General features: G+C 64.4%; 21 protein-coding genes. 15 read left to right on the forward strand and 6 right to left on the reverse strand.

Going from position 1 to position 23,901, the window contains the following annotated elements:
* Positions 1-162: 162 nt before the first annotated feature.
* From IB272_RS03945 to IB272_RS03955, 3 genes are all read left to right on the forward strand, one after another.
* Positions 163-693 carry a GNAT family N-acetyltransferase gene (locus IB272_RS03945; protein ID WP_060580648.1) on the forward strand — a complete coding sequence of 177 codons (531 nt, stop codon included), beginning with the start codon at positions 163-165 and terminating at the stop codon, positions 691-693.
* 169 nt (positions 694-862) lie between these two features.
* Positions 863-1,123, forward strand: coding sequence for a hypothetical protein (locus IB272_RS03950; protein WP_034797516.1), 261 nt, complete (start codon positions 863-865; stop codon positions 1,121-1,123).
* Positions 1,124-1,281: 158 nt separating this feature from the next.
* A complete protein-coding gene (locus tag IB272_RS03955; RefSeq protein WP_060580647.1) occupies positions 1,282-2,061 on the forward strand; it encodes an SDR family oxidoreductase in 780 nt (259 codons plus the stop codon).
* A gap of 52 nt (positions 2,062-2,113) precedes the next feature.
* On the opposite strand, the gene IB272_RS03960 is transcribed toward IB272_RS03955, so the two are convergent.
* Positions 2,114-2,986, reverse strand: coding sequence for a LysR family transcriptional regulator (locus tag IB272_RS03960; RefSeq protein WP_060580646.1), 873 nt, complete (start codon positions 2,984-2,986; stop codon positions 2,114-2,116).
* A 358-nt stretch (positions 2,987-3,344) separates the two neighbouring features.
* Between IB272_RS03960 and IB272_RS03965 the strand changes: the two genes are divergently transcribed.
* The 3 genes from IB272_RS03965 to IB272_RS03975 all read left to right on the forward strand — a co-directional run bounded on the left by IB272_RS03965 (position 3,345) and on the right by IB272_RS03975 (position 5,902).
* The gene (locus IB272_RS03965) at positions 3,345-3,938 is read left to right on the forward strand and encodes an ankyrin repeat domain-containing protein (RefSeq protein ID WP_060608558.1); all 594 of its coding nucleotides are present in this window, start codon (positions 3,345-3,347) and stop codon (positions 3,936-3,938) included.
* An 11-nt stretch (positions 3,939-3,949) separates the two neighbouring features.
* Positions 3,950-4,420, forward strand: a complete 471-nt coding sequence (locus IB272_RS03970) for a nucleoside deaminase (protein WP_112974799.1) — start codon at positions 3,950-3,952, stop codon at positions 4,418-4,420.
* A 213-nt stretch (positions 4,421-4,633) separates the two neighbouring features.
* A complete protein-coding gene (locus IB272_RS03975) occupies positions 4,634-5,902 on the forward strand; it encodes an MFS transporter (protein ID WP_060608338.1) in 1,269 nt (422 codons plus the stop codon).
* A 6-nt stretch (positions 5,903-5,908) separates the two neighbouring features.
* On the opposite strand, the gene IB272_RS03980 is transcribed toward IB272_RS03975, so the two are convergent.
* Positions 5,909-6,685 carry a DUF4239 domain-containing protein gene (locus IB272_RS03980; protein WP_060519720.1) on the reverse strand — a complete coding sequence of 259 codons (777 nt, stop codon included), beginning with the start codon at positions 6,683-6,685 and terminating at the stop codon, positions 5,909-5,911.
* 213 nt (positions 6,686-6,898) lie between these two features.
* On the opposite strand from IB272_RS03980, the gene IB272_RS03985 reads away from it, so the two are divergent.
* Entirely contained in the window at positions 6,899-7,801 is a 903-nt protein-coding gene (locus tag IB272_RS03985) for a cation transporter (protein WP_113135391.1), read from the forward strand.
* A 5-nt stretch (positions 7,802-7,806) separates the two neighbouring features.
* Here IB272_RS03985 and IB272_RS03990 read toward each other — a convergent pair whose 3' ends face one another.
* Positions 7,807-9,387, reverse strand: a complete 1,581-nt coding sequence (locus tag IB272_RS03990) for an ABC-F family ATP-binding cassette domain-containing protein (RefSeq protein WP_060580644.1) — start codon at positions 9,385-9,387, stop codon at positions 7,807-7,809.
* 161 nt (positions 9,388-9,548) lie between these two features.
* On the reverse strand, positions 9,549-11,360 hold the full coding sequence (locus IB272_RS03995; protein ID WP_060519714.1) for a diguanylate cyclase: 1,812 nt from the start codon (positions 11,358-11,360) through the stop codon (positions 9,549-9,551).
* A 268-nt stretch (positions 11,361-11,628) separates the two neighbouring features.
* Between IB272_RS03995 and coaBC the strand changes: the two genes are divergently transcribed.
* Positions 11,629-12,837 (forward strand): bifunctional phosphopantothenoylcysteine decarboxylase/phosphopantothenate--cysteine ligase CoaBC, encoded by a 1,209-nt coding sequence (coaBC, locus tag IB272_RS04000; protein WP_060580642.1) that lies wholly within the window; start codon positions 11,629-11,631, stop codon positions 12,835-12,837.
* A gap of 270 nt (positions 12,838-13,107) precedes the next feature.
* Here the strand turns inward: coaBC and IB272_RS04005 are convergent, their stop codons facing one another.
* Positions 13,108-13,914, reverse strand: coding sequence for a class II glutamine amidotransferase (locus tag IB272_RS04005; protein ID WP_034797533.1), 807 nt, complete (start codon positions 13,912-13,914; stop codon positions 13,108-13,110).
* A gap of 271 nt (positions 13,915-14,185) precedes the next feature.
* Between IB272_RS04005 and IB272_RS04010 the strand changes: the two genes are divergently transcribed.
* From IB272_RS04010 to IB272_RS04040, 7 genes are all read left to right on the forward strand, one after another.
* On the forward strand, positions 14,186-15,313 hold the full coding sequence (locus IB272_RS04010) for a Gfo/Idh/MocA family oxidoreductase (RefSeq protein ID WP_060580641.1): 1,128 nt from the start codon (positions 14,186-14,188) through the stop codon (positions 15,311-15,313).
* A 305-nt stretch (positions 15,314-15,618) separates the two neighbouring features.
* The gene (locus IB272_RS04015) at positions 15,619-16,473 is read left to right on the forward strand and encodes a MurR/RpiR family transcriptional regulator (RefSeq protein WP_060519708.1); all 855 of its coding nucleotides are present in this window, start codon (positions 15,619-15,621) and stop codon (positions 16,471-16,473) included.
* A 124-nt stretch (positions 16,474-16,597) separates the two neighbouring features.
* Complete coding sequence (gene iolC, locus IB272_RS04020; RefSeq protein ID WP_060580640.1) at positions 16,598-18,535, forward strand: 5-dehydro-2-deoxygluconokinase; 1,938 nt, start codon at positions 16,598-16,600, stop codon at positions 18,533-18,535.
* 73 nt (positions 18,536-18,608) lie between these two features.
* On the forward strand, positions 18,609-20,462 hold the full coding sequence (gene iolD / locus IB272_RS04025; RefSeq protein ID WP_060580639.1) for a 3D-(3,5/4)-trihydroxycyclohexane-1,2-dione acylhydrolase (decyclizing): 1,854 nt from the start codon (positions 18,609-18,611) through the stop codon (positions 20,460-20,462).
* A gap of 98 nt (positions 20,463-20,560) precedes the next feature.
* On the forward strand, positions 20,561-21,460 hold the full coding sequence (iolE, locus tag IB272_RS04030) for a myo-inosose-2 dehydratase (protein ID WP_060580638.1): 900 nt from the start codon (positions 20,561-20,563) through the stop codon (positions 21,458-21,460).
* 261 nt (positions 21,461-21,721) lie between these two features.
* Positions 21,722-22,522 (forward strand): 5-deoxy-glucuronate isomerase, encoded by an 801-nt coding sequence (gene iolB, locus IB272_RS04035; RefSeq protein ID WP_060580637.1) that lies wholly within the window; start codon positions 21,722-21,724, stop codon positions 22,520-22,522.
* 169 nt (positions 22,523-22,691) lie between these two features.
* Positions 22,692-23,111 (forward strand): GFA family protein, encoded by a 420-nt coding sequence (locus tag IB272_RS04040; RefSeq protein ID WP_060580636.1) that lies wholly within the window; start codon positions 22,692-22,694, stop codon positions 23,109-23,111.
* 18 nt (positions 23,112-23,129) lie between these two features.
* Here IB272_RS04040 and IB272_RS04045 read toward each other — a convergent pair whose 3' ends face one another.
* Positions 23,130-23,825: a DUF2268 domain-containing putative Zn-dependent protease gene (locus IB272_RS04045; protein ID WP_162732962.1), complete on the reverse strand. Its 696-nt coding sequence runs from the start codon at positions 23,823-23,825 to the stop codon at positions 23,130-23,132.
* Positions 23,826-23,901: the final 76 nt, after the last annotated feature.

Here is a 23,901-nt window from a genome sequence, read left to right on the forward strand (position 1 = left end):
CCCGCATGGATAATCGCTCTATTCTCACCATGGTGCTTTGCACGCATACCCCAGGGGTGTGCGGGAGACCTGTTGCGCTGACTTAAGCGAAATGTCCCCCACCAACCCTGCCGAGCCGAGCAGGGTTGGGACCTGTTTCCTCGGAACCAAAGAGAGGAAACAATGACTGACGCAACCGACCCTTCAGATATCAACATCCGCGCGGCCCGCGTCGTCGATTTCGAAGCGATCGCGGCGCTGATGAGCCAGCCGGGCATCCGCTCGGGCACGCTGCGCCAGCCGTTCGCCACCCCGGAACAGACACGCAAGTGGTTGGAGAGCCTCTCGGACGACAGCGTCGTCATCGTCGCCGAGCGCGCCGACCGGATCCTCGGCATGGCCGGACTGCATCGCAGCAAGGGGCGCCGGCATCATTCCGCGGCCCTTGGGATCAGCGTCGACGACGACCATCGCGGCGAGGGCATCGGTAAGGCGCTGCTGACCGCTCTGATCGACGCCGCCGATAACTGGCTCGGCATCAGCCGCATCGAGCTTACGGTCTTTATCGACAACGAGCCCGCGATCGCACTCTACCGCAAGGCCGGCTTCGAGATGGAGGGTACGCACCGGGCCTATGCGCTGAGGAACGGTGTGCTGGCCGACGTGTTCGCGATGGCCCGCATTCGTGAACCTGCGGCGCCGAAGGCCGCTTGAAGGCCGCAACGGCCGGCAACCGGCACGGACTGTGGCCGGCCGATCGCGGTTCAGCGCAACCGCCGGCAGCATCCTGTTCCATCCGGAACTGCGAATATCTCGGCTTCATGCGACTTTCGTCTCATGGATGACGAAGGCTCATCCCAACCCATCCGGAGGAGAGATCATCATGCGCAAGTTCATCGTCGCAGCCGCTGTCGCCATTACCGCTGCCATCTCCTTTGCAGCACCGTCGCAGGCCGGTGGTATTTCGATCGGCTTCGGCAACGGCTACTACGGTCATGGCTGGAGCGGCCGTGTCGGCTACGTCGGCAGCTATTATGGCGGACCCTACTACTACGAGGACGAACCCTATTGCTTCCTGAAGACGGTGAAGCGCTACGACAGCTACGGCAACCGCTACTACAAGAAAATCCGCATCTGCCGCTAAGCGACAGAATGAGGGAGGGCGCTTGAGAGCCCGGCCGCGGTGCGGCCGGGCTTTTGCATTCCGACATCCACTGACGTCAAAACGATTCCGCTGCGAGAAAATCTGGTGTAGCTCGGATGCCAAGCCATTCTGAATTCCGCAATCGAGGAGGGTCGGTCATGGATCTTGGTATCGCTGGAAAACGCGCGCTGGTGCTCGGCGGCAGCAAGGGGCTGGGGCGTGGCATTGCCGAGGCTCTCGCCGGCGAAGGCGTCATCGTGGCGCTGACCGGCCGCGACGCGACATCGGCGGCCAAGGTGGCAGGCGACATCAGCCCTTCGGCGCGCGGCTACGCCCTCGACCTCTCGAAGCCCGAAAGCCTCGATGGCCTGCTGGACCAGCTCGAAGCCGATTTCGGCGCGATCGACATTCTGGTGCTGAATGGCGGCGGGCCGCCGCCCTCACCTGCCTCGGTCATCGAACCGGACTTCTGGCGGGCGCAATTCGAGACCATGGTGCTGGCCGGCATGCGCATCGCCGGCCGGCTGCTGCCCGGCATGCGGGAACGCCAGTTCGGGCGCATCATCGCCGTCGCCTCCACCAGTATCCGCGAACCGATCGTCGGGCTCACCGCGTCGAATGCGCTCAGAAGTGCGGTTGCCGGCTGGCTGAAGACGCTCGCCGGCGAGGTCGCTGCCGACGGCGTGACCGTGAACCTGCTTCTGCCCGGAAGGCTTGCCACAGACCGCACGCTCAGCTTCGACCGGATGGACGCCGAAAGCGAAGGGCTCGATATCGAGACGGTCGCAGCCCGCAGCCAACGCGACATCCCGATCGGCCGCTACGGCACGCCGGCGGAATTCGGGGCGGCCGCAGCCTTCCTCGCGGGCCGTCAGGCAAGCTACATCACCGGCGTGGCGCTGCCCATCGATGGCGGCCTCAGCCGCTCGATGCTCTGATACCGTTCTGGACATTTCCGCCGACGGATTGGGGTGAGCTACGAAGGCGAGGTCATACCTCGTCCCGACTGTCATCGCCGATGAGCGCCGAGAGGTCTTCGGCAAGCTGCGTGACCAGCGCGCCGGCCTCGGGCCGGTAATAGAGGGCGATCTCCATCGTCTCGATCATCGGCAGTCCTTGCTGCGGCCCCACCGTCCGGTGCCGGTCGTGGACGACGCGGGCCGGCAGCAGGCTGATGCCCAGCCCATCGGCGACCGCCGACTGAATGCTGGCGAGGCTGGAACTGGTATAACTCACGCGCCAGCGTCGCCCTGAGGCATCCAGTGCCGCCACCATGTCGTCGCGATAGAGGCCGCGCGGCGGAAAGACGACGAGCGGCAGAGGATCGAGCGCCAGAACAGGATGGGCGGCGCTGTCGATCCAGCACAGGCTTTCCTGCCACTGTTTCACGGCATCGCCCGTGCCGCGGCGCTGCTTGACGACGACGATATCGAGCTCGCCGCGATCATAGAGCGACCGCAGCTCGCGGCTGAGCCCGCTCGTCACTTCGAGTCTGACGTTCTCGTGGCGGCGGGCAAAGGCCGCGAGTGTGCTGGTCGTGCGGCCGGCGGCAAAGTCTTCGGGCAGGCCGAGGCGCAGCGTCGCGGCAACCGATGCGCCCGAGAGAAGCTGCCGCACTTCCGCGTCCAGCGCCAGCATGCGCCGCGCGTAGCCGATCAACTGCTCGCCCGCTTCCGTCAGGCGGACCTGGCGATGGCTGCGCTCGAGCAGCCGATGGCCGGCCTGCTCTTCCAGCCGCAGGACTTTCTGGCTGACGGTCGACTGGGTGGAATTGAGCCGGCCGGCCGCAGCGGTGAAACCGCCGCAATCGGCCACCGCCGCGAAGGCTTTCAGCAGATCCAGATCGAAAGGTTGAGCATTCATATTTCCACTTGATAGCATTCATACATTTAATTTCCAAATGAATGCGGCACTGCCTATGGTCGCACACGGGAGGGCCACGCCGGGCGCGGGAGAGGTTCGGCGACGACGCGTGTCTTGCGCCCTTGAAAAGGTCACGGATCGGCTCAAGTAAGCACGAGATTGCGATGAGCAAGAGCGGCACGGATGGAGCCCTTTCGAGGTTTCCTCGTCCGCTCTTAACCGGAACCATTGCGATCGACCGACCCATTCGGCCGGCCCGCATGATCGGAAAGAACAAATGCGACCAAGACTTTTCGGCTCGCTGATCGGCGCATCCATTGCCGCCTTCAGCCTTGCACCTCAAACCGTGGGGGCCTCGATGCTTGAAAACCAGCTGATCTCCGCCGCCGAGACCGGCGATCCAGACAAGGTCAAGGCGCTGCTCAAGGAAGGCGCGAGCATCGAAGCGCGCGACGCCAGCGGTGCGACGGCGCTGCTCGCCGCCACCCATGAAAATCGCGTCGATGCGGCGCGTGCCCTGATCGAGGCCGGCGCCGACGTCAACGCCAAGGACAAGATCCAGGACAGCCCCTATCTCTATGCCGGCGCGCGTGGGCATCTCGACATCCTGAAGTTGACGCTTGCCAATGGCGCCGACCTTAAGAGCACCAACCGCTATGGCGGAACGGCGCTGATCCCGGCCGCCGAGCGCGGCCATGTCGAGACCGTCAAGACCTTGATCGAAGCCGGCATCGACGTCGATCACGTCAACCGCCTCGGCTGGACCGCGCTGCTCGAAGCCATCATCCTCGGCAGTGGCGGTGAAAAGCACACCGAGATCGTACGCCTGCTGATCAAGGCCGGCGCCGACGTGAACCTTGCCGATGGCGAGGGTGTCAGCCCGCTGACCCATGCCCGCCAGCGCGGCTATGGCAAGATCGAGAGGCTGCTGGCCGACGCCGGCGCACGCTAGAAAGAACTCTCATGACCCAGGAACAGACCTATCTGGCCGAGGCAGTAACGCTTGCCCGCCGCAACATCGAGAAAGGCGGACGCCCCTTCGGCGCCGTCGTCGTCAAGGATGGCGAGATCGTCGGTCGCGGCGTCAACGAGATGCTGTCATCCGGCGACCCCACCTCGCATGCGGAACTGAACGCGTTGCGTTCCGCCGCCCAAAACCTTCGTTCCCCGCGGCTCGAAGGCGCCGCCGTCTATGCCAGCGGCCAGCCCTGCCCGATGTGCCTGGCGGCCATGCGCATGGCCGGGATCACCGAGATCGCCTATGCGAACTCGAATGCCGACGCCGAACCCTTTGGCCTCTCGACCGCAGCGATCTATGCGGAACTGGCAAAACCGCTCGCCGAGCAGGCGATGCGCTTCCGCCATGTGCCGATCGACGATGCCGAAACGACACCGCTTTACGCCGCCTGGCAAGAGCGCCAGGCCAAGGCTTGAGTCGTCGGGCCAACGCCCGGCCATCACGTTGCGAATAGCCCCGAGGCGGCCGACGGCCGCCTCGGGGCTATTCTGTTCATGCCGGGCCCCATTGGGAATCGACGCCCCCTTGCCGAACACACGTGCCGGCTGTAATCGCATAGGCGTTTCTTCCTTTTGCGCCGCCCCATCCCTTAAGGAGACCGGGCGGTTTCCAGCCAGCAGGTGCCTGTGATGACTGCCTATTCCGAAAAAGCCGGCCGCTTCGTCGCGCTGCTTCTCATCGCGGGCTCCGGTGTGGTGACGATCGCCAAGGGCATGAGCCTGACCTTCCTTGCAATCCGCCTCCAGCGTGACTTCGGCCTCAACCCTGCCAGCATCGGCGCGTTGATCGGCGTGGGGCCGCTGCTCGGCGCGATCGTCAGCCCCTTCGCCGGCACGCTCTCCGATCGGATTGGCCGAAAAGGCGTGTTGACCGTCGCACTCTTCATGGCCGGACTGGCGCTGGCCGGGCTCGGACTGGCACAATCGATCGCCGCCTTCGCGCTGGCCCACATCGTTTCCGCCGTTGCCGCCGCCGTTTTTGAACCGGTCGCGCGCGCCTTGATGAGCGATGCGGCGCCTGAACATCTGCGCCTCAAGGTTTTCTCCTGGCGTTATCTCGCCATCAATGCCGGCTGGGCGATCGGGCCATTGATCGGCGTATGGGTCGGCGCTGCCTATGTGACGCTTTTCGTCATCGCGGGCGTCATCCACGCAGCCTTCGGTCTCGTACTCTTGCTCACGGTACCGGAGGCCAGCAGCAGGCAGGCTATCGAAACCGAACGAACGTCAGGGAGTGCCGGTGGCTGGCGCGGACTTGTCGCCGCCTTGCGTGACCGGCGCCTGGTCTTCTTCGTCGTCGGCGGCACGCTGCTTCTCGCCGTTCACGGTCAGTGGTCCGTGACCCTGTCGCAGTATCTCAATACCGGCTTTGAGGACGGCGTCACGCTTTTTGCGCTGCTGGTTTCGACCAACGCGGTAACGGTGCTGGTCGCCAGCACGCCGGCCCGCTTCGTCATCGAACGGATCGGCGCCCTGCACGCGCTGTCGCTTGGCAGCCTGCTGTTCCTGATCGGCGAAATCGGCTTTGCCGCCTCGTCCGGAATGGAAATGCTCGTCGCCTCGATGATCCTTTTCACCATAGGCGAGGTGCTGGTCGTGCCGTCGGAATATGTGCTGGTCGACGGAATTTCGAACGCCGGCAACCGCGGCACCTATTTCGGTGCCCATTCGCTCTCGACGTTTGGAAACTTCCTCGGGCCGCTCACCGGCGGCCTTGCGCTTGGCGCCGTCGGCGGCGCCGGCATGTTCCTGCTGTTCGGGGCATTTGCGGCGGCAGGTGCGCTTCTGTTTGCGATCGGCCATTCCATGCCGCCGCCGCGTCCTGAGGCTGCGCGCACCACAGCGCTCGACGATGGCGCCGCCACGGGAGACCTGCTGCGGCTGGGGCAGTTCGCTTGAGACCGGTTATCCGCCGGTCGCGGGCGACGCGTTGATCTGCTCCTGTACCCGTTCGAGTGGCCCCGGCGCCAGTGCTGCCGGCGGCTGATACGGATTGGAGAAGGCGTAGATCAGGAACAGGATGATGCCGGTATAGGCGCCGAAGAGGCAGAGCAGCAGCAGGTTCCGTCGCCTCGGCGGATAGGCATAGTAGGCGAGCGCGATGAAGATCACGCCGGAGAGTGCCGCGAACCAGAAGATGCTGTCGATCGAGTCCGCGACGTTGCTTTCCCGCTTGGTTCGGCTCTGCGAAACGTCGTGCAGCCGCTCCAGCATCTGGCTGCGCAGGCTCTCCTGACGCTTGTCGGCCGGCACGAGGTTCAGCACATGCTGGTAGGCCTTGTCCCAGAACGCCCAGGCCTCATTTGAAAGACGGCCCTTGTCGGCCAATGATTGCCACTCGCCGTCGATCACCTGGGACACGTAGGCGGAGATCGCCTGCTGGATCGGTGCCTTGAAGCCTTCGCCGTAGCGTGCGGCATCATAGTAGATGTCGGCGATAGCGCCGGCTTCGGTCGCCATTTCGTATTTGAGCTGCTGGTACTCGACCATCTCCTGCGCGAACACGAGCGCAAGGATCAGGCCATGCAGTGCCGAGATCCGGAAGATGACCGAACTGGCCAGCTCCTTTTCATGGCCCTCGGCCTCGCCGCCCATGATCAGCCGCATCAGGAAGTACGCAGCAAGCGTCAGGGCGACCGTGCCGCACACGAAGAGAGCACCGAGCAGCATCTCGACGATCATGTCCCCTCCATAGCCCATTCTCCTGCCGCGGGCTTTCGTCAATTCTGAGCCCACGACCGGCGAAAGACAACTGCACGCCCCGGACCAGGCCCTGGGCGGCTGTCTTGCGGCTGGCCGAAACGCTATGCTTGCAGCGCCATCCGCCCGTCTTGCCACCATTTCGACACTGCCAACGCCTACGCACCCCACCAAAACCGGAGTAATAACAAGATCATGAGTGCGCCAACCGAACAGACAGTCCTCAAACAATCGATCGCGGCCACCGTGGTCGTCGGGGTGACGGGCGTTATCTTCGGTCTGCTATCGGGCTCGGTTTCCATCGTGTTCGACGGCGTCTTCTCGGCCGTCGACGCCTCTATGACCCTGCTTGCGCTTGGCGTGACGCAACTGATCCCGAAACCGAGCAAGCGCTTCCAGATGGGCTTCTGGCACATCGAACCGATGGTGCTGCTCTTCAATGCCGGCCTTCTGACCCTGCTTTCCTTCTACGCGATGGTGAACGCCGTCGGCTCCATTCTGTCGGGCGGCAATCACCTCGCCTTCGACTGGGCGATCGCCTATGCCGCCGTCGTCGTGGTGATCTGCGCCTTCATGTTCTTCTATGTACGCCGGGCGAACCGGCCGATCGGCTCGGAGTTCCTGGTGCTCGACGTGCGCGCCTGGGCGATGTCCGGCGCGATTACCTCCGCCCTGCTCGTCGCCTTTGCGATCGCCGCCGCCTTGAAGGGAACGGCCTACGAGTACGTCACGCCCTATGTCGACCCGGCGATCCTGATCGTGCTGACGCTCTGCCTGATCCCGCTGCCGATCCGCACGGTCTTCCAGGCGCTTAAGGAGATCTTCCTCGTCGCACCCGCCGAGCTTGACGAGCGCGTGCGGCAGGCGGCGGCGAACGCCGTCACACGCCACGGCTTTGCCGATTACCGCACCTATGTCGCCAAGGTCGGGCGCTCCAAGACGATCGAGGTCTATATGATCGGAACGCCCGAAACCAAGGTCGGCACGCTCGCCGAACTCGACCGGATCCGCGCCGAGATCGGCGAGGAGATCGGTGATCCCGGCCATGACCGTTGGCTGACGATCGCCTTTACCGGCGACGCGCGCTGGGCGGAATAGTCCCGTCAGGAAAGTTCGATCCGCCTGGTGATGCCGATCGCCTCCAGGAAGGCCCGGTCGTGGCTGACGACGAGCAGCGCGCCGTCATAAGCCCTGAGCCCCGCCTCGACCGCCTCGATGGAATCGATATCCAGATGGTTGGTCGGCTCGTCGAGGATCAGGAGCTGCGGCGGATTGCGACCACCGAGCACGCAGGCCAGACCGGCGCGCAGTATCTGTCCCCCGCTGAGGCTCGAGACCATCTGAAGCGTAGCGTCGGCCCGGAACATGAAACGCGCGAGCGCTGCCCGGCAATCGTTCTCGCTGGCATCAGCGTTGAGGGCCCGAAAATTGTCGCGGATAGAGAGCGCGGGATCGAGCAGGCTTACCTTTTGGTCGAGCATGGCGTGATCGACGAGCAGGCGCACGCTGCCGGACCATGGCTGCAGATCACCCGTCAGCAGCGACAGCAGGGTCGTCTTGCCCGAACCGTTGCGGCCGGTAAGCGCAACGCGCTCCGGCCCGACGATCGAGAGCGACAGCCGGTCGACGACCGGCTTCCTCCGCTCATAGCCAACGCCGACGTTATCGACCTGCAGGACGCTGCGACCGGCAGGCAGTCCGGTCGGCGGCAGGCGAACAGTCAGCGGCTGCAGGATTTCGATGCGCTCGCGCGCTTCGACGAGATCGCCGACCGCCTGGTCCCGTCGCCGGTCCGCAAGGCGGGCATTGTCGCCGCCGGTCTTTTCGCTCCGCTCCTTCCTGGCGTCGAGCAAGAGCAACGGTTCGTCGCCCTTCGCGCGCTTGCGGCGGCCGGCGGCATCCTTGCGCGCCTTGCGTTCGGCCGTCTCCTGGGTCTTGCGCTCGACCTCAGCCAGACGCCGCTCGGCATCGGCGAGATCGTGGCGAGCAGACGCCAGCTCGATCGCCTTGCGTTCACGATAGTGGCTCCAATTGCCGCCGTAGGTGGTGGCGCCGAGCGTTGTCAGTTCGACGATTGCGTCCATCTCTTCCAGGAGTTCGCGATCATGGCTGACGACGATGGCGCCGCCGCGCCAGCCCGCCATCAGCGCAGCGACGGCCGCCCGCCCCTCGCGGTCGAGATTGTTGGTGGGTTCGTCGAGCAGGATGAAGTCCGGCTCCTTGAAGACGAGCGCGGCAAGCTTCACGCGGGTCATCTGCCCGCCGGACAAGGCGGCAAGGCGCGTTTCCGCCGAAGCGTCCAGACCGACGCGCGCCAGCGCTTCCTCCATGCGGGCCTCCAACGTCCAGTCGGCGGAAGCCAGCTCGTCCATGGTGGCGCCCCCCTCTTCTGCTTTCTGCAGAACCGCAAGCGCGTCGGTGACGCCGAAGAGATTGGCGACGGTCTCGTCGGCCGCGACCTGAACGGTCTGGCTGAGCACGCCGAGGCTACCGACGACGCTGACCTTGCCGGCCTGCGGCGCCAGCGTTCCCTCGACCAGTCGCAGCAGGGTGGATTTTCCCACGCCATTGCGACCGACAAGGCCGGTGCGAACAGGACCAAAGCTCAGGTCGAGATCGGAAAGGAGGCTTCGGCCCTCAGGCGTGGACCACGAAATACGGGAGAGTGAAATCGAAGCAGGCATGGATACGGTTTTCCCTGATGGCAAGACGGTTCGGCTTGGCGGTCAGGGTGAAATCCATCGATGCGTGTATCCTGTTCAAATTTCTATCGCGGCCATAGATAGCATCGAATGCGCCCGTTTCAAGGCAGGCCCTTCGATACAGACCTGCGGGGGCCAGGGGATCAGGCGAGGCTGCGCTGCACTTCGTCGTCGCCGAAGACGAGCCCGGAGGCCCGCACGCTCCGGTTTCGGCCGTGGTTCTTGGAGTCGAGAAGAGCGGCATCGGCCCGGGTCAGGAGCGTGGCTACAGGCCCATCGTCCGGCGCCGAGGCAACGCCGACCGAGACCGAAACCGTGCCCAGAATCCGGCCGCGATGCGACAGCGGCGTCGTGCCGATCCGCGTCCTCAGCCGCTCGGCAAGCTCGAAGCCCGCGGCTTCGCCGGCGTCGGGCATGAGCACGGTGAACTCCTCGCCGCCGAAACGGTAGGCACTGCCGGCATCGCCGACCGTGTCGACGATGATCTGCGCGACATACTGCATGACGACGTCGCCGGCATCGTGGCCGAACTCATCGTTGAAGCGCTTGAAGTGGTCGATGTCGATCATGAGGCAGCTGAGCGGCTTGCCGGCCTGCCCGCGCGGCTGCCGGTTCAGCGCCTCATCGAGGCAGCGCCGGTTGAGCAGGCCCGTCAACGCATCGCGGACGGCGAGATTGGTAAGCTTCTCGCGCAGCTGAAGATTGGCGACGGCGAGCCCGATATTTTCGGCGATCAGTTCGAGATAGAGGCGCGACGCCTCGACCGCGAACTCCTCCTCAGACCGTTCCTCGAAGTAGAGGAGCCCGATCGTGTCGCCCTGGGCCGTCAGCGGCACGCAGAGGCCGATCACGCCTTCATCGTCGAGGTGCTGGCAGGCGATGTCGCTGTGGCCACGGTTGCTGACATGCGGCCGGCCGCGGCGGAGCCCCCAGCAGGCGCTGGACGGAAACGTCGGCGCCGAGTGCTGCGGATCGAGCCAGGTACCGACGCGCGACAGGAGCGTCCGGCTGTCGTTCAGCACATAGAGGTGGCCGGCGAGGTTGGGAAAGACCTGCGGCGCGAAACGGGCGACGACCTCGGCCAGTTCGTCCTGGCTCTGGCAGGCCTGCAGCCGGTGCATCATCTGCAGGATGAGATCCTTGGTCTGCTGGTCCAGCCGCCGCTCCGCGTCCAGACGGTCCCGCTCCAGGCCGTTTTCGCGGAAGATATGGATCGCCTTGTTCATCTCGCCGATCTCGTCGCTGCGGCGATCGAGCGGGACTTCCACGGCGTAATCCTGCTCGGCAAGTCTTGTGACGATGCCGCTCATGCGGGTGAGCGGCATGGCGACGCGACGCTTGAGGATGAAATAGAGCACGCTCAGGAACAGGGCGGCGGTGATGCCGAGCATCGTCTTGGCGGCGGCCGCATACCAATCGCTGCGCTCCTGCGCCTCGTTGAGGGCCGCGCCGGTGCGGACGTTGGTCAGGTCCCTGAACCGCGCCACCGTCTCAAGAAGGGCGGTCTGCAGACGCTCGTGCTCGGGCCCAAAGAGCTTTTCCTGCGCGCCGGCGCGGTCACCCTTCTGGTAGGCCTCGATGGCGGTAACCTCGACCTTGTCGAGCGCTTCCGCCTCGCGAACGATATCCTGCAAGGCGGCGATCTCCGCCGGCGTTGCGCCAAGATTGGTCGCGGTCTTGGTCGCCTCCTCGCGCCGGCGTTCTTCTTCCTCGGCGCGGTGGAAGGCTTCGAGATGGCGCTCGTCGCCGCGCATCACATAAAGACGTGCCTCGTCACTTCGCGTTTCAGCCCCGAGCGCAAGCTCTTCGCCGAGCGTGTCAAGCACCAGATGTTGCTCAACCGCCTGGCGTTCCTTGATCGCGCTGTCGGTCGACAGGATGAAGGCGGCACCGGAAAGCCCCGTCAGAAGGACGGTCACGCCATAGGCCCAGTTTGTGATCGCATTTATTCGCATGGAAGAAGCTTAGCCCCCGCGGATTGAGAGCGGATTAACCGCATTATCAGGCTTCGGCAACAGCCCATGCCCCGGTTGACGCAAGCGGCGCGGCTTTTGTTCCGCCCCCTTGACCTGCCGGCCCCTCCGGACACGTTGCGCCCGGCAGATCGCTCAAGTAGGTTCGACATCAAAGGCGTCGGTGAGGCCGGTCGCCTGGACTATTCTGATATCGCGTAGGCTCGGCAGCCCATGCCGGGCGAGAGGACGGCCGAAGGGCCGGGTGCAAATGACACTGTCGGGCAAGCGTATTCTCCTCATCATCTCCGGCGGCATCGCGGCCTATAAGAGCCTCGATCTCATCCGGCGCCTCAGGGAGCGCGGCGCAAGCGTGCGGCCGGTCATGACGGCGGGCGCACAGCAGTTCGTGACGCCGCTTGCCGTCGGCGCGCTTTCGGCCTCGCATGTCTATCTCGACCTGTTCTCGCGCGAGGACGAGCAGGACGTCGGCCATATTCGGCTGGCGCGCGAATGCGATCTGATCGTCGTGGCACCCGCGACCGCCGACCTGATGGCGAAGATGGCGAACGGCCATGCGGACGATCTCGCCTCGACCATTCTGTTGGCAACGGACCGCCCTGTCCTGGTTGCGCCGGCGATGAACCCGAAAATGTGGGCGCATCCGGCGACGCGCCGCAACCGGGCGACGCTTGCCAGGGACGGCCTCCGCTTCATCGGCCCGGAAGCGGGCGAAATGGCCGAAAGCGGCGAGGCCGGCGAAGGCCGCATGAGTGAGCCGCTGGCGATCGTCGCGGCCGTTGAAGACCTGCTCTTAGGCGCGCCAAAACCGCTTGCCGGGCGCAGCGTCGTCGTCACCTCAGGGCCGACGCATGAGCCGATCGACCCGGTGCGCTACATTGCCAATCGCTCCTCCGGCAAGCAGGGCCATGCGATCGCCGCGGCGCTAGCAAAGCTCGGCGCCGACGTCACGCTGGTCTCCGGCCCGGTGACGATCCCGGATCCGGTTGGTGTGAAAGTCGTGCATGTGGAGCGGGCCGAAGAGATGCGCGATGCGGTGCTTGCCGCCCTTCCCGCCGATGTCGCCGTCATGGTCGCCGCCGTTGCCGACTGGCGGGTGGCGACGGCCGCCGGCAACAAGATCAAGAAGAAGCCGGGCGAGGCGCCGCCGCCGCTGCAGCTTGCTGAAAACCCCGATATCCTGAAGACGGTCGGCCACCATGCGAAGCGGCCAAAGCTCGTCATCGGCTTTGCCGCCGAGACCGAAAACGTCGCCGACAACGGCCGCGCCAAGCTCGAGCGAAAGGGCGCCGACTTCATCCTCGCCAACGACGTCTCGCCGGCAACCGGCATCATGGGCGGCGACCGCAATAAGGTGAAGCTGATCTCACATGCCGGCAATGACGACTGGCCAGAGATGGACAAGGACGCGGTGGCGGAAAAGCTGGCGGCGATGATTGCCGAGCAGCTGGCGCGCTAAACAATCGATCTCATGGCAAATGCCCCTCACCCGAGCCCTCTCCCCGCAAGCGGGGCGAGGGGACGCGGCACACGCGATATCGCGTCCCGTTGGCTGCGGGCTTAGCCTCTCCCGTCTAACCTCGAGAACGATGATAATCGGTCGCTTTCTCAAAGAGCCAGTCGTGGACGAGCGAGCGCCACGCGTCCCTTCTCCCTGCCTGCGGGGAGGAGGTGGCGGCAGCCGGATGAGGGGCGCGGCGTCCTCGTCGAAGTCGAAAGCGCCGCCCGCTCAGGCCATCTGGCGAGATCTGACCGGCGTGCCCTTGGTCGAAAACAGCCGAACATCGACTCCGTTTTCGCCGACGATGACCGCGGTGCCGTCGGGGATTTCGACCCAGGCACTGTCGTCGTCGTTGAGCGGCTCGGAGACAAGGCAATAGCCACCGCTCGGGCCCATCGGTGCGGCATAGAGCGTCGGCGCCTTCCAGTCGGAGGCGTAGCGCACGGCGTAGAGATCCTGGCCGTCGGAAAAAGCTGCGGTGAAGCGCACCAGCACCTGGCGCTCCAGATGCTCGGCAAGCTGTTCGATAAAGGCGAGCGCCTCGGCGATGGCGCCGAGCGGATCGCGGTCGAGCCCGAACTGCATGGCGAGAAGAAACAGGAGCTCCGAATCCGTCGTGCCGGTGCGCGCCGAATAGAGGTCATTGTCGAGCATGCTCTCCATCGGACGGCGCAGATGCTCGAAGTCGCCGATCTGGCCGTTGTGCATGAAGGACCAGCGGCCGAAGACGAAGGGATGACAGTTGTCGCGCCTGGTTCCACCGCCGGTCGCGGCGCGCACATGGGCGAGGAAGAGCGGCGAGCGGATCTGCCGTGCGATGCTCTTCAAGTTGCAGTCGGACCAGGCCGGCAGGATATCGCGGTAGCGCCCCGGCTCGGGATGGTCGCCGTACCAGGCGATGCCGAAGCCGTCGCCGTTGGTGGCGGTCTTGGCCCGTGTCGCGCAATGGGACTGTTCGATCAGCGAGTGCGCCGGAGAGGTCACCAGTTCCTCGAGATACAGCGGCTCCCCGCGATAGGCTGCCCAGCGGCACATGCTGATTTCACTCCAGCTCCGCTCCGTTCACTGCGGAGCGATTCGTTAACCATGACGAAACGCGATGTTCCAACGGAACATGGTAAAAATGCGTTAACACATTCCCCCTTCGTCAAGGTGAAGCTAACCGGAACGCACAGTTTTGGCTGTTTCAAACGGCACAACGTCGGTATCGCCATCCTATTTCGAACAAAAATTCCATATTGACAAAACTTGCAAAATTCATTTCATCTCAGACCAACACGGCAGCGCCGCCAGGGAGGAATTCAGCATGGGCAGCAAGCGCAAACTCGGCATCGGCCTGATCGGCACGGGCTTCATGGGCAAGGCCCATGCGCTCGGCTTCACCATTGCCGCGCGGGTCTTCGACCTGCCCTTCGAGCTCGATCTGGTTTCGGTCGCCGACGTGACCGTCGAGAGTGCCGAACGCGCCCGCGGTCAACTGGGTTTCCGCAAGGCGACCGCCGACTGGCGCGAGCTCTTGACCGATCCGGATATCGACATCATCGACATCACCACGCCGAACCTTTTGCACAAGGAGATGGCGCTTGCGGCGATCGCCCATGGCAAGCACGTCTATTGTGAAAAGCCGCTGGCGCCGACCGTTGCGGAATGCCGCGAGATGGTTGAGGCGGCCGAGAAGGCGGGCGTCGTGACCCAGGTCGGCTTCAACTATCTGAAGAACCCACTGATCTTCCTTGCCAAGGACATCATCGAAAGCGGCGAGATCGGCGAGATCCGCTCGATGCGCGGCATCCATGCGGAAGACTTCATGGCCGACGCGCAGGTTCCGTGGGGCTGGCGCCTGAACCCGGCCAGCGGCGGGGGTGCGCTTGCCGACATCGGCAGCCACATTATCGCCTCCATGCGCCACCTCGTCGGCCCGATCAAACAGGTGCTTGCCGAAACCATTATCCAGATCCCGGAACGCCCGGTTTCCGCCGGCTCCAGCGAAACCCGCGCCGTCGAGGTCGACGACGTCGCCCGCGCCTTCGTGCGCTTCGAAAACGGCGCCACCGGCAGCTTCGAGGCAAGCTGGATCGCGACCGGTCGCAAGATGCAGCACGATTTCGAGATCTACGGTTCGAAGGGCAGCATCGTCTTCACCCAGGAGCGGCTGAACGAAATCCGCCTCTACAAGACGGGCGATGATATCCGCACCCGCGGCTTCCGCACCATCTGGGCCGGACCGGAACATCCGCCCTATGGCGCGTTCTGCGTAGCGCCGGGCCACCAGATCGGCTTCAACGACCTGAAGGCCATCGAGGTGAAGGAGTTCCTCGACGCCATCGCCGGCGGCAAGTCTCCCTCGACCGATTTCCGCGAAGGCTACGAGGTGCAGAAGGTGCTTTCGGCGACCTATCAATCGGCCAAGACAAACGAATGGGTGCGGATCTAGGCGGCTTCGACGGCCGGCGTGTTGTAGGAAAGCCATCTATTTTTGCACGCACGTCGGGACGCTAAACCGCTACGCACTTTTCCTGGAAATGCCGCCCGTCTTGCTGCGCATTTCCGGACGCAAAACCGCTACGCACTTTTCCTGGACATGCTCTCTGTTTTGGTGCGCATTCCGGACGGAAATCCGCTTCGCACTTTTCCTGGACATGCTCCGAGAAAAATAGAATGCCTGTTCTATCCCGTTCCCGACTAATCGATTAGGGTGAGGCCGAAAGCCAGACTGACATCGAGGGAGACGAGCGAGACATGGCCATGCCGGAAACGACGACAGAGGTGCCGCAGGATTTCGAGGCGCTGAAGGCCGCCATTCTGGAACGCAAGGCGGAGCTGCCGAAACGGCTGCGCCAGGTTGCCGCCTATTCGCTCGACAATCCCGATGAAATCGCCTTCGGCACGGCAGCGAGCATCGCGACTTCCGCCGAAGTGCAGCCGTCGACGCTGGTGCGCTTCGCCCAGCATTTCGGCTTCGAGGGCTTTTCCAGCCTGCAGCAGATCTTTCGCGCCCGGCTGCGTGAGCGCACGCCCGGCTATGAGGACCGGCTGAAGGCGCTCAGCGCCAACGACCACAGCAAGCTCGAAAGTGGTTCGATCTTCAACGGCTTCGTCGCTGCCGCCCACCGCTCGCTCGACAACATCGCCTCCTCGGTGGATCCTGAAGCCTTCGAACGCGCCGTCGATATCCTCGCCAAGGCCGACACCGTCTACCTGATCGCCAAGCGCCGCTCCTATCCGATCTCCAGCTACATGGCCTATGCCTTCGGCAAGCTGAAGGTGAAATACCAACTCGTCGGCACTGCCGCCGGTATCGACGAGGACATGCTGGCGATGGCGACGAAAAACGATGCCGCCTTTGCCGTCAGCTTCTCGCCCTACGCCTCCGAAAGTGCGGCCCAGGCGCGGCTTCTCGCCGAACGCAAGGTGCCCGTCGTGTCGCTGACGGACTCGGCCTTCTCGCCCTTGGCAGAATCCTCGAAGGTCTGGTTCGAACTGGTCGAGGCCGACCATGCCGGTTTCCGTTCTCTTTCCGCCAGCATGGCGTTTGCCATGGCGCTGACGGTCGCTATCGCCGAGAAGCGCCAGCGCCTCGCCGAGGGCGGCTAGGCAAAACGGAACAGATAGAATGAAAATTCCATATTGACGAAACGTCGGAATTTATGTTTCATACGGCCATCACCCACAGTACGGAAATGGTCGGGCCCGCCAAGGTGTCCGCGGGGAGGAAGCAGTGAGCCAGAACGTTTCGGCACAGGGAGCAAAGCCGCTCGACCTGATCACCATCGGCCGGGCCTCGGTCGATCTCTATGGCCAGCAGATCGGCACGCGGCTTGAAGATGTTTCGAGCTTTGCGAAGTCAGTGGGCGGCTGCCCCTGCAACATCTCTGTCGGCACCGCCCGCCTGGGCCTGAAGTCAGCGCTTCTCACCCGCGTCGGCGACGAACAGATGGGCCGCTTCATCCGCGAGCAGCTCACTCGCGAAGGCGTCGAGACCCGCGGCATAGTCACCGATCCGGAGCGGCTGACGGCGCTCGCGATCCTCGCGGTCGAAAACGACAAGACCTTCCCGCTGCTCTTCTATCGCGACAACTGCGCCGACAACGCGCTTTGCGAAGATGACGTTTCCGAGGAGTTCATCCGTTCCGCCCGCGCAGTGCTCGTCTCGGGCACGCATTTCTCCAAGCCGAACACCGACGCCGCCCAGCGCAAGGCGATCCGCATTGCCAAGGAAAACGGCGCGAAGGTCGTCTTCGACATCGACTACCGTCCGAACCTCTGGGGCCTTGCCGGCCATGACGCCGGCGAAAGCCGTTATATCGCGTCGGATCGCGTTTCGGCGCACCTGAAAACGGTCCTTGCCGATTGCGACCTGATCGTCGGCACGGAAGAGGAAGTGCTGATCGCCTCGGGCGAAAGTGACCTGCTCCAGGCGCTGAAGACGATCCGCTCGCTCTCCAAGGCGACGATTGTGCTCAAGCGCGGGCCGATGGGCTGCATCGTCTATGACGGTCCGATCACCGACGACCTCGAAGACGGCATCGTCGGCAAGGGCTTTCCGATCGAGGTCTATAACGTGCTCGGCGCCGGCGACGCCTTCATGTCCGGCTTCCTACGCGGCTGGCTCAAAAACGAGCCGCACGCGACGTCGGCCACCTGGGCCAATGCCTGCGGCGCCTTCGCTGTCTCGCGCCTGCTCTGTGCGCCTGAAATCCCGACTTGGACGGAACTGCAGTTCTTCCTGGAAAAGGGCAGCAAAGAACGGGCCCTGCGCAAGGACGAGGCGATCAACCACGTTCACTGGGCAACCACACGTCGCCGCGATATTCCGCTTCTGATGGCGCTGGCGATCGATCATCGCAGCCAGCTCGAAGACATGGCCGCCGGCGACCAGGCTCTGCTTGACCGCATTCCCGCCTTCAAGGTGCTGGCGGTGAAGGCCGCCGCACAGGTCGCGGCCGGCCGCTCCGGCTTCGGCATGCTGATCGACGACAAGTACGGCCGCGACGCGCTTTACGCTGCCGGCGCCCACCGCGATTTCTGGATCGGCAAACCGATCGAGCTTCCGGGCTCGCGGCCGCTGCAGTTCGAATTCAGCCAGGATCTCGGCAGCCGCCTGATCGACTGGCCGGTCGACCACTGCATCAAGGTGCTCTCCTTCTACCACCCGGACGATCCGGCGGACTTGAAAGCCCAGCAGGTGGCAAAGCTCCGCTCCGCCTTCGAAGCGGCGCGCAAGGTTGGCCGTGAGATCCTGATCGAGATCATTGCCGGCAAGCACGGCAAGCTCGACGACCAGACCATTCCGCGGGCACTGACCGAACTCTACGATGCCGGGCTCAAGCCGGACTGGTGGAAGCTCGAGCCGCAGGCGAGCCGCGGCGCCTGGGCAGCGATCGATGCCGTCATCGAGGCACGCGACCCGCTCTGCCGCGGCGTGGTGCTCTTGGGCCTCGAAGCACCCTATGAGCAGCTGAAGGACGGCTTTGCAGCCGCTCGCACTTCGAAGAAGGTTCGCGGCTTTGCCGTCGGCCGAACGATTTTCGCCGATGCCGGCCGGGCCTGGCTCGGCGGCACGATGAGCGACGACCAGGCGATCGCCGACATGGCCGGAAAATTCAAGGCCCTGGTCGATCTCTGGCTGCAACTGGGTGAAACAAAGGCGGCATAGGATCGACAGATATCAGTCGATAATGCCGGACAGGGCGGAACGGGACGATTCCGCCACGAGGAGGAAACAGATTATGAGCCAGAAGACCGTGCGCCTGACCATGGCCCAGGCCGTGGCGCGGTTCCTGACCCGCCAGATGACCGTCATCGAAGGCAAGAAGGTGCCGATCTTCGGCGGCGTCTTCGCCATCTTCGGCCATGGCAACGTCGCCGGCGTCGGCGAAGCGCTGCACGCGATCAAGGACACGCTGCCGACCTACCGCGCCCAGAACGAACAGGGCATGGCGAATGCGGCGATCGCCTTTGCCAAGGCGAGCTTCCGCCGCCGCTTCATGGCCTGCACCACCTCGATCGGCCCCGGCGCGCTCAACATGGTGACCTCGGCAGCACTCGCCCATGTCAACCGCCTGCCGGTCCTCTTCCTGCCCGGCGATGTGTTCGCCAACCGCCGCCCCGATCCGGTGCTGCAGCAGGTGGAAAGCTTCGGCGACGGCACGATCTCGGCGAACGACTGCTTCCGCCCGGTCTCGCGCTACTTCGACCGCATCAGCCGGCCCGAACAGATCATCCCGGCGCTGCGCCGCGCCATGCAGGTGCTGACGGATCCGGCCGATTGCGGCCCGGTAACGCTGTCGCTCTGCCAGGATGTCCAGGCGGAAGCCTACGACTACCCCGAAAACTTCTTCGACGAGAAGGTCTGGGTGCCGCGCCGCGTCGAGCCGGATCTCGACGAACTGGCGACGGCGATCGCGGCGCTGAAGGAAGCAAAGAAGCCGATCATCATCGCCGGCGGCGGCGTGCTCTATTCGGAAGCGAGCAAGGAGCTCGGCGATTTCGCCGAACGCCACGGCTTTCCCGTGGTCGAGACGCAGGCCGGCAAGTCGGCGCTGCCGCATTCGCATTCGCTCAACATGGGCTCGGTCGGCGTGACCGGCACCACCGCCTCCAACGCGCTTGCCGAGGATGCCGACGTGGTTCTCGCCGTCGGCTCGCGCCTGCAGGACTTCACAACCGGCTCCTGGGCGCTCTTCAAGAACGAGGGCCTGAAGATCATCGGCCTCAACGTTCAGCCTTTCGACGCCGGCAAACACAACGGCCTGCCGCTGATCGCAGACGCCCGCGCCGGTCTCAACCGCATCTCCGGCGGTCTTGGCGGCCACAAGGCCGATCCGAGCTGGACCGCGAAGGCCAGGGCCGGCAAGGCGGAATGGCTGGCGGCGGCCGACAAGGCAACGGCCACGACCAATGCGGCCCTTCCCTCCGACGCCCAGGTGATCGGCGCCGTGCAGCGCGCCCGCGGCGGCAAGAACACGACGCTCGTCTGCGCCGCCGGCGGTCTACCCGGTGAGTTGCACAAGCTCTGGCAGGCGGAAGAGCCTGGCGGCTACCACATGGAATACGGCTTCTCGACCATGGGTTACGAAGTAGCCGGCGGTCTCGGCGTCAAGCTCGCCAAGCCCGAGAGCGACGTGATCGTCATGGTCGGTGACGGCAGCTACATGATGCTGAATTCGGAGATCGCCTCTTCGATCATGCTTGGCGCCAAGTTCACGATCGTGCTGCTCGACAATGCCGGCTACGGCTGCATCAACCGGCTGCAGATGGGTACCGGTGGCGCCAACTTCAACAATCTCTTGAAGGACACCCATCACGTCGAACTGCCGCAGATCGACTTCGCGGCGCATGCCGGCGCGATGGGCGCCGTCACCCGCAAGGTCGGCTCGATCTCCGAGCTCGAAGCAGCGCTCAAGGAGACCGCGAGCGAGACGCGCACGACCGTGATCGTCATCGACACCGATCCGCTGATCACGACCGAGGCCGGCGGCCACTGGTGGGATGTCGCAGTGCCCGAGGTCTCGGGCCGCGCTCAGGTCAACGCGGCGCGCGAGGGTTATGAGAAGGCGCTCGCCGCACAGCGCTTCGGCTAAGATTGCCCTTTCGGCGCCCGCGTTTTCGCGCGGGCGCTTTTCCCGTTTATGCTCACAAAATATCCGCCTTCCGCGGATGGCATCAGAAAGTGAAAGACATGATCCGCTACGGAACTAACCCGATCGCCTGGAGCAACGACGACGATCATTCGATCGGCGCGCATTTGACGCTCGAGGACTGCCTGTCCGATTGCCAGAAGATCGGCTTCGACGGCATCGAGAAGGGCCACAAGATGCCGTCCGATCCGGAAGCACTGAAGCAGAAGCTCGGCTCCTACGATCTCGTCTTCGTCTCCGGCTGGCACTCGACCAACCTGCTCACCCATGACGTCGAGGCCGAGAAGAAGGCGATCCAGCCGCATCTCGACCTCCTGAAGCACAATGGCTGCAAGGTGGCAATCGTCTGCGAAACCTCGAACGCCATCCATGGCGACGACGGAAAGTCGGTCGCCAACGACAAGCCGGTGCTGCCGGCCGACCAGTGGAAGAAGTTCGGCGCCGACCTCGAAGCGATCGCGCAATATTGTGCCGACCAGGGCATCGACCTCGTCTACCATCACCACATGGGCACGATCGTCCAGACCGGTGAGGAAATCGATCTCCTGATGCAGAACACCGGCCCGGCGACCAAGTTGCTGCTCGACACCGGGCACGCCTGGTTCGGTGGTTCCGATCCGGCCGAGGTCGCGAAGAAATACATGCACCGCGTGCGCCACATCCATTGCAAGAACGTGCGTCCCGCTGTCCGCAAGGTCGTCGAGGGCGAAGGCCTCTCCTTCCTCGAAGGCGTGCGCCGTGGCGTCTTCACGGTTCCCGGCGACAGCGATGGCGGCGTCGACTTCCTGCCCGTACTGAAGATCGCCGCCGAGCACGATTATTCCGGCTGGCTGGTGATCGAGGCGGAACAGGATTCGGCCGTGCGCAACCCTTTCGAATACCAGTCACTTGGGTTGAAGTCGCTGAAGGCCTTCGCCAAGGACGCCGGGCTCGACAAGTAAGCCGTCACTTTCGGTCGCCGGACTTCACGGGGCGTGCCCCTCATCCGCGCGGTGAGGGAGGCCCTCATCCGGCTGCCGCCACCTTCTCCCCGCCGGCGGGGTGAAGGGATAGGCCGCGCCCTCCGGTCCCTCGCGACGTAGAGGTGGGGAGCGCGACGCAAACTCCGAAAATCCCCTCTCCCCGTAAGCGGGGAGAGGGCTAGGGTGAGGGGCAGGCCAACCATTCGGCGCGGCTCCAGAAAAAGTATCAGGGAGATCGACATGTCCAAGCTGCTCGTCAAACCGAAGGCCAAATCGGGCCTCATGCAAAACGTGACGCCGGAGAGCGCCGGCTGGACCTATGTCGGCTTCGCGCTGGAACGGCTGAAAGCGGGCGAGACGACCGAGGGCGAGACCGGCGACAAGGAAATCTGCCTGGTGCTCGTGTCCGGCAAGGCGAAGGTCGCCGTCGACGGCGAAAGCCTCGGCGAGCTCGGCGAGCGCATGACCCCCTTCGAGGGCCAGCCCTATGCCGTCTACGTGCCGAAGGGCAGCCGCTGGCAAGCAACGGCCACCTCCGACCTCGACCTTGCCATCTGCTCGGCCCCGGGCGGCGACGGCTTCAAGGCGAAGGTGATCGCACCGGGCACCCATCCGCAGATGACCCGCGGCAAGGGTACCAACACCCGCTACGTCACCAACATCATGCCGGAAGATGACGGCTCGGCGCAGTCGCTGCTCGTCGTCGAGGTGATCACTCCCGGTGGCCATACTTCCTCCTACCCCCCGCACAAGCACGACCAGGACGACCTGCCGGCCGAGAGCTATCTGGAAGAGACCTATTACCACCGGCTGAACCCGCCCCAGGGCTTTGCGATGCAACGCGTCTATACCGACGATCGCTCGCTCGACGAGACCATGGCAGTCGAGGACGGCGACGTGACGCTGGTGCCGAGGGGCTATCATCCGGTCGCTGCCGTGCACGGCTACGACGTCTATTATCTCAACGTCATGGCCGGACCGAAGCGCATCTGGAAGTTCCACAACGCCCGCGAACACGAGTGGCTGTTTACCGGCGTGTAAGCGGCGGCGAACCAAACGGTGGCGCTCCACCGCTCTCCGTCCATGCCGAACGGCGGGGCGAGACGCTGCGATCCTTGAGCCCGATCGCCCAATGAGGCTTCGGGCGGATGAGAGCGGCATAGCCTTTCGCCCGGACCGCCCTAGCTTTCCCGCTTTCAGGGAGGGCTCCATGCATATCGACGGGCAATGCCACTGCGGCTTCGTCACCTACGAGGCGGAGATCGACCCGGCCGATGTCGGGATCTGCCATTGCACCGATTGCCAGCAACTGACGGGATCGGCCTACCGCGTCACCGCCGGCACGGAACGGGAGAACTTTCGGCTGACCGGCGGCGAACCGAAGCTCTATGTGAAGATCGGCGCAAACGGGCGGCAGCGGCTGCAGTTCTTCTGCCCGAACTGCGGCTCGCCGATCTACACGACCGGCACCGACGAGGACGCGCTGGAGGTTGGCATCCGGGTGGGAACGATCAACCAGCGCCGGCAGCTCAGACCGCGGTCGCAGATCTGGTGTTCCTCGGCGTTGCCCTGGATCGGCGACGTCAGGAAGCTGCCGGGCCGCGATCGCGACGAGGCGCCTCACGCTTAGCCATCTCGGCCTGAACCATCATGCGGCGACGAGCAGGCGATCCTTGAGCGGCGCCCATGCTTCGCCGATCACGACCGATGCCGGCGTCGCCGTCATCTGCGATGGGCGCGCCTGCGGATTGACAGCAAGATAAGTCTTCACCAGATGATAGCCGATCGTGTAGCCGGCCCAGCGCGGCAGAGACCGATCGGTGCCAAAGAACCAGCCTGCGTGATCATAGGTCTCGGCCCAAAGCTCTCGTTCGGCGCGCTCCAACAAGCTTTCCCAATCCGCGGCGTTGAGCGCATGATTCCACACATGGCCGTCGCCGCCGTTGATCTCGGCATCGAAAGCATCGGCCAGCCCCTCGCTGACCAGCGCTTCGCCGAGCTTGGAACCATAGCCGCAGGTCGCGTGGCGAAAGGAATGATGCAGTTCGTGCGTCAGCAATTTGCGCACTTCTCCCGCACTAAGGCTCGCCTCGAAATTCTCGTTGCCGGGATCGACCGTGAAGAAGACCAGCGCCCTGCGGTAGCAGGCGCCCGCAACACCGAGTTCAGGGATCGTCTCGCCCGCACGATACTCGACGAGGACATCGATGGGGGCGGCGCTGTCCGAGGCAGAAACCGCCGCGCCGACACGCTCGGCGGTTTCCCGCACGGCCTCCCGTATTCGTTCGTGCCACGGCGCCAGAGACCCGTCCGCTTCGAGAAAGTGAACACGAAGATCCAGCATTTCGACCATCTCCTATTGTCTCAGCCGCCTGGAACCGCAACGTAAGGATGCGGCCGGTGATTGCAACGCCGGAAAG

The sequence above is a fragment of the Ensifer sp. ENS08 genome, assembly GCF_014852195.1.
GTDB classification, from domain to species: domain Bacteria; phylum Pseudomonadota; class Alphaproteobacteria; order Rhizobiales; family Rhizobiaceae; genus Ensifer; species Ensifer adhaerens.

What these genes read in the sequence shown, in the direction of transcription:
- IB272_RS03975 (WP_060608338.1), top strand. Translation starts at nt 4,634, where the DNA reads ATGACTGCCTATTCCGAAAAAGCCGGCCGCTTCGTCGCGCTGCTTCTC.
- coaBC (WP_060580642.1), top strand. Translation starts at nt 11,629, where the DNA reads ATGACACTGTCGGGCAAGCGTATTCTCCTCATCATCTCCGGCGGCATC.
- iolB (WP_060580637.1), top strand. Translation starts at nt 21,722, where the DNA reads ATGTCCAAGCTGCTCGTCAAACCGAAGGCCAAATCGGGCCTCATGCAA.
- IB272_RS04045 (WP_162732962.1), bottom strand. Translation starts at nt 23,825, where the DNA reads ATGCTGGATCTTCGTGTTCACTTTCTCGAAGCGGACGGGTCTCTGGCG.
- IB272_RS03965 (WP_060608558.1), top strand. Translation starts at nt 3,345, where the DNA reads ATGCTTGAAAACCAGCTGATCTCCGCCGCCGAGACCGGCGATCCAGAC.
- IB272_RS04015 (WP_060519708.1), top strand. Translation starts at nt 15,619, where the DNA reads ATGGCCATGCCGGAAACGACGACAGAGGTGCCGCAGGATTTCGAGGCG.
- IB272_RS04005 (WP_034797533.1), bottom strand. Translation starts at nt 13,914, where the DNA reads ATGTGCCGCTGGGCAGCCTATCGCGGGGAGCCGCTGTATCTCGAGGAA.
- IB272_RS03945 (WP_060580648.1), top strand. Translation starts at nt 163, where the DNA reads ATGACTGACGCAACCGACCCTTCAGATATCAACATCCGCGCGGCCCGC.
- iolD (WP_060580639.1), top strand. Translation starts at nt 18,609, where the DNA reads ATGAGCCAGAAGACCGTGCGCCTGACCATGGCCCAGGCCGTGGCGCGG.
- IB272_RS03960 (WP_060580646.1), bottom strand. Translation starts at nt 2,986, where the DNA reads ATGAATGCTCAACCTTTCGATCTGGATCTGCTGAAAGCCTTCGCGGCG.
- iolE (WP_060580638.1), top strand. Translation starts at nt 20,561, where the DNA reads ATGATCCGCTACGGAACTAACCCGATCGCCTGGAGCAACGACGACGAT.
- IB272_RS03985 (WP_113135391.1), top strand. Translation starts at nt 6,899, where the DNA reads ATGAGTGCGCCAACCGAACAGACAGTCCTCAAACAATCGATCGCGGCC.
- IB272_RS03970 (WP_112974799.1), top strand. Translation starts at nt 3,950, where the DNA reads ATGACCCAGGAACAGACCTATCTGGCCGAGGCAGTAACGCTTGCCCGC.
- IB272_RS03950 (WP_034797516.1), top strand. Translation starts at nt 863, where the DNA reads ATGCGCAAGTTCATCGTCGCAGCCGCTGTCGCCATTACCGCTGCCATC.
- IB272_RS03995 (WP_060519714.1), bottom strand. Translation starts at nt 11,360, where the DNA reads ATGCGAATAAATGCGATCACAAACTGGGCCTATGGCGTGACCGTCCTT.
- IB272_RS04040 (WP_060580636.1), top strand. Translation starts at nt 22,692, where the DNA reads ATGCATATCGACGGGCAATGCCACTGCGGCTTCGTCACCTACGAGGCG.
- IB272_RS03980 (WP_060519720.1), bottom strand. Translation starts at nt 6,685, where the DNA reads ATGATCGTCGAGATGCTGCTCGGTGCTCTCTTCGTGTGCGGCACGGTC.
- IB272_RS03955 (WP_060580647.1), top strand. Translation starts at nt 1,282, where the DNA reads ATGGATCTTGGTATCGCTGGAAAACGCGCGCTGGTGCTCGGCGGCAGC.
- IB272_RS04010 (WP_060580641.1), top strand. Translation starts at nt 14,186, where the DNA reads ATGGGCAGCAAGCGCAAACTCGGCATCGGCCTGATCGGCACGGGCTTC.
- IB272_RS03990 (WP_060580644.1), bottom strand. Translation starts at nt 9,387, where the DNA reads ATGCCTGCTTCGATTTCACTCTCCCGTATTTCGTGGTCCACGCCTGAG.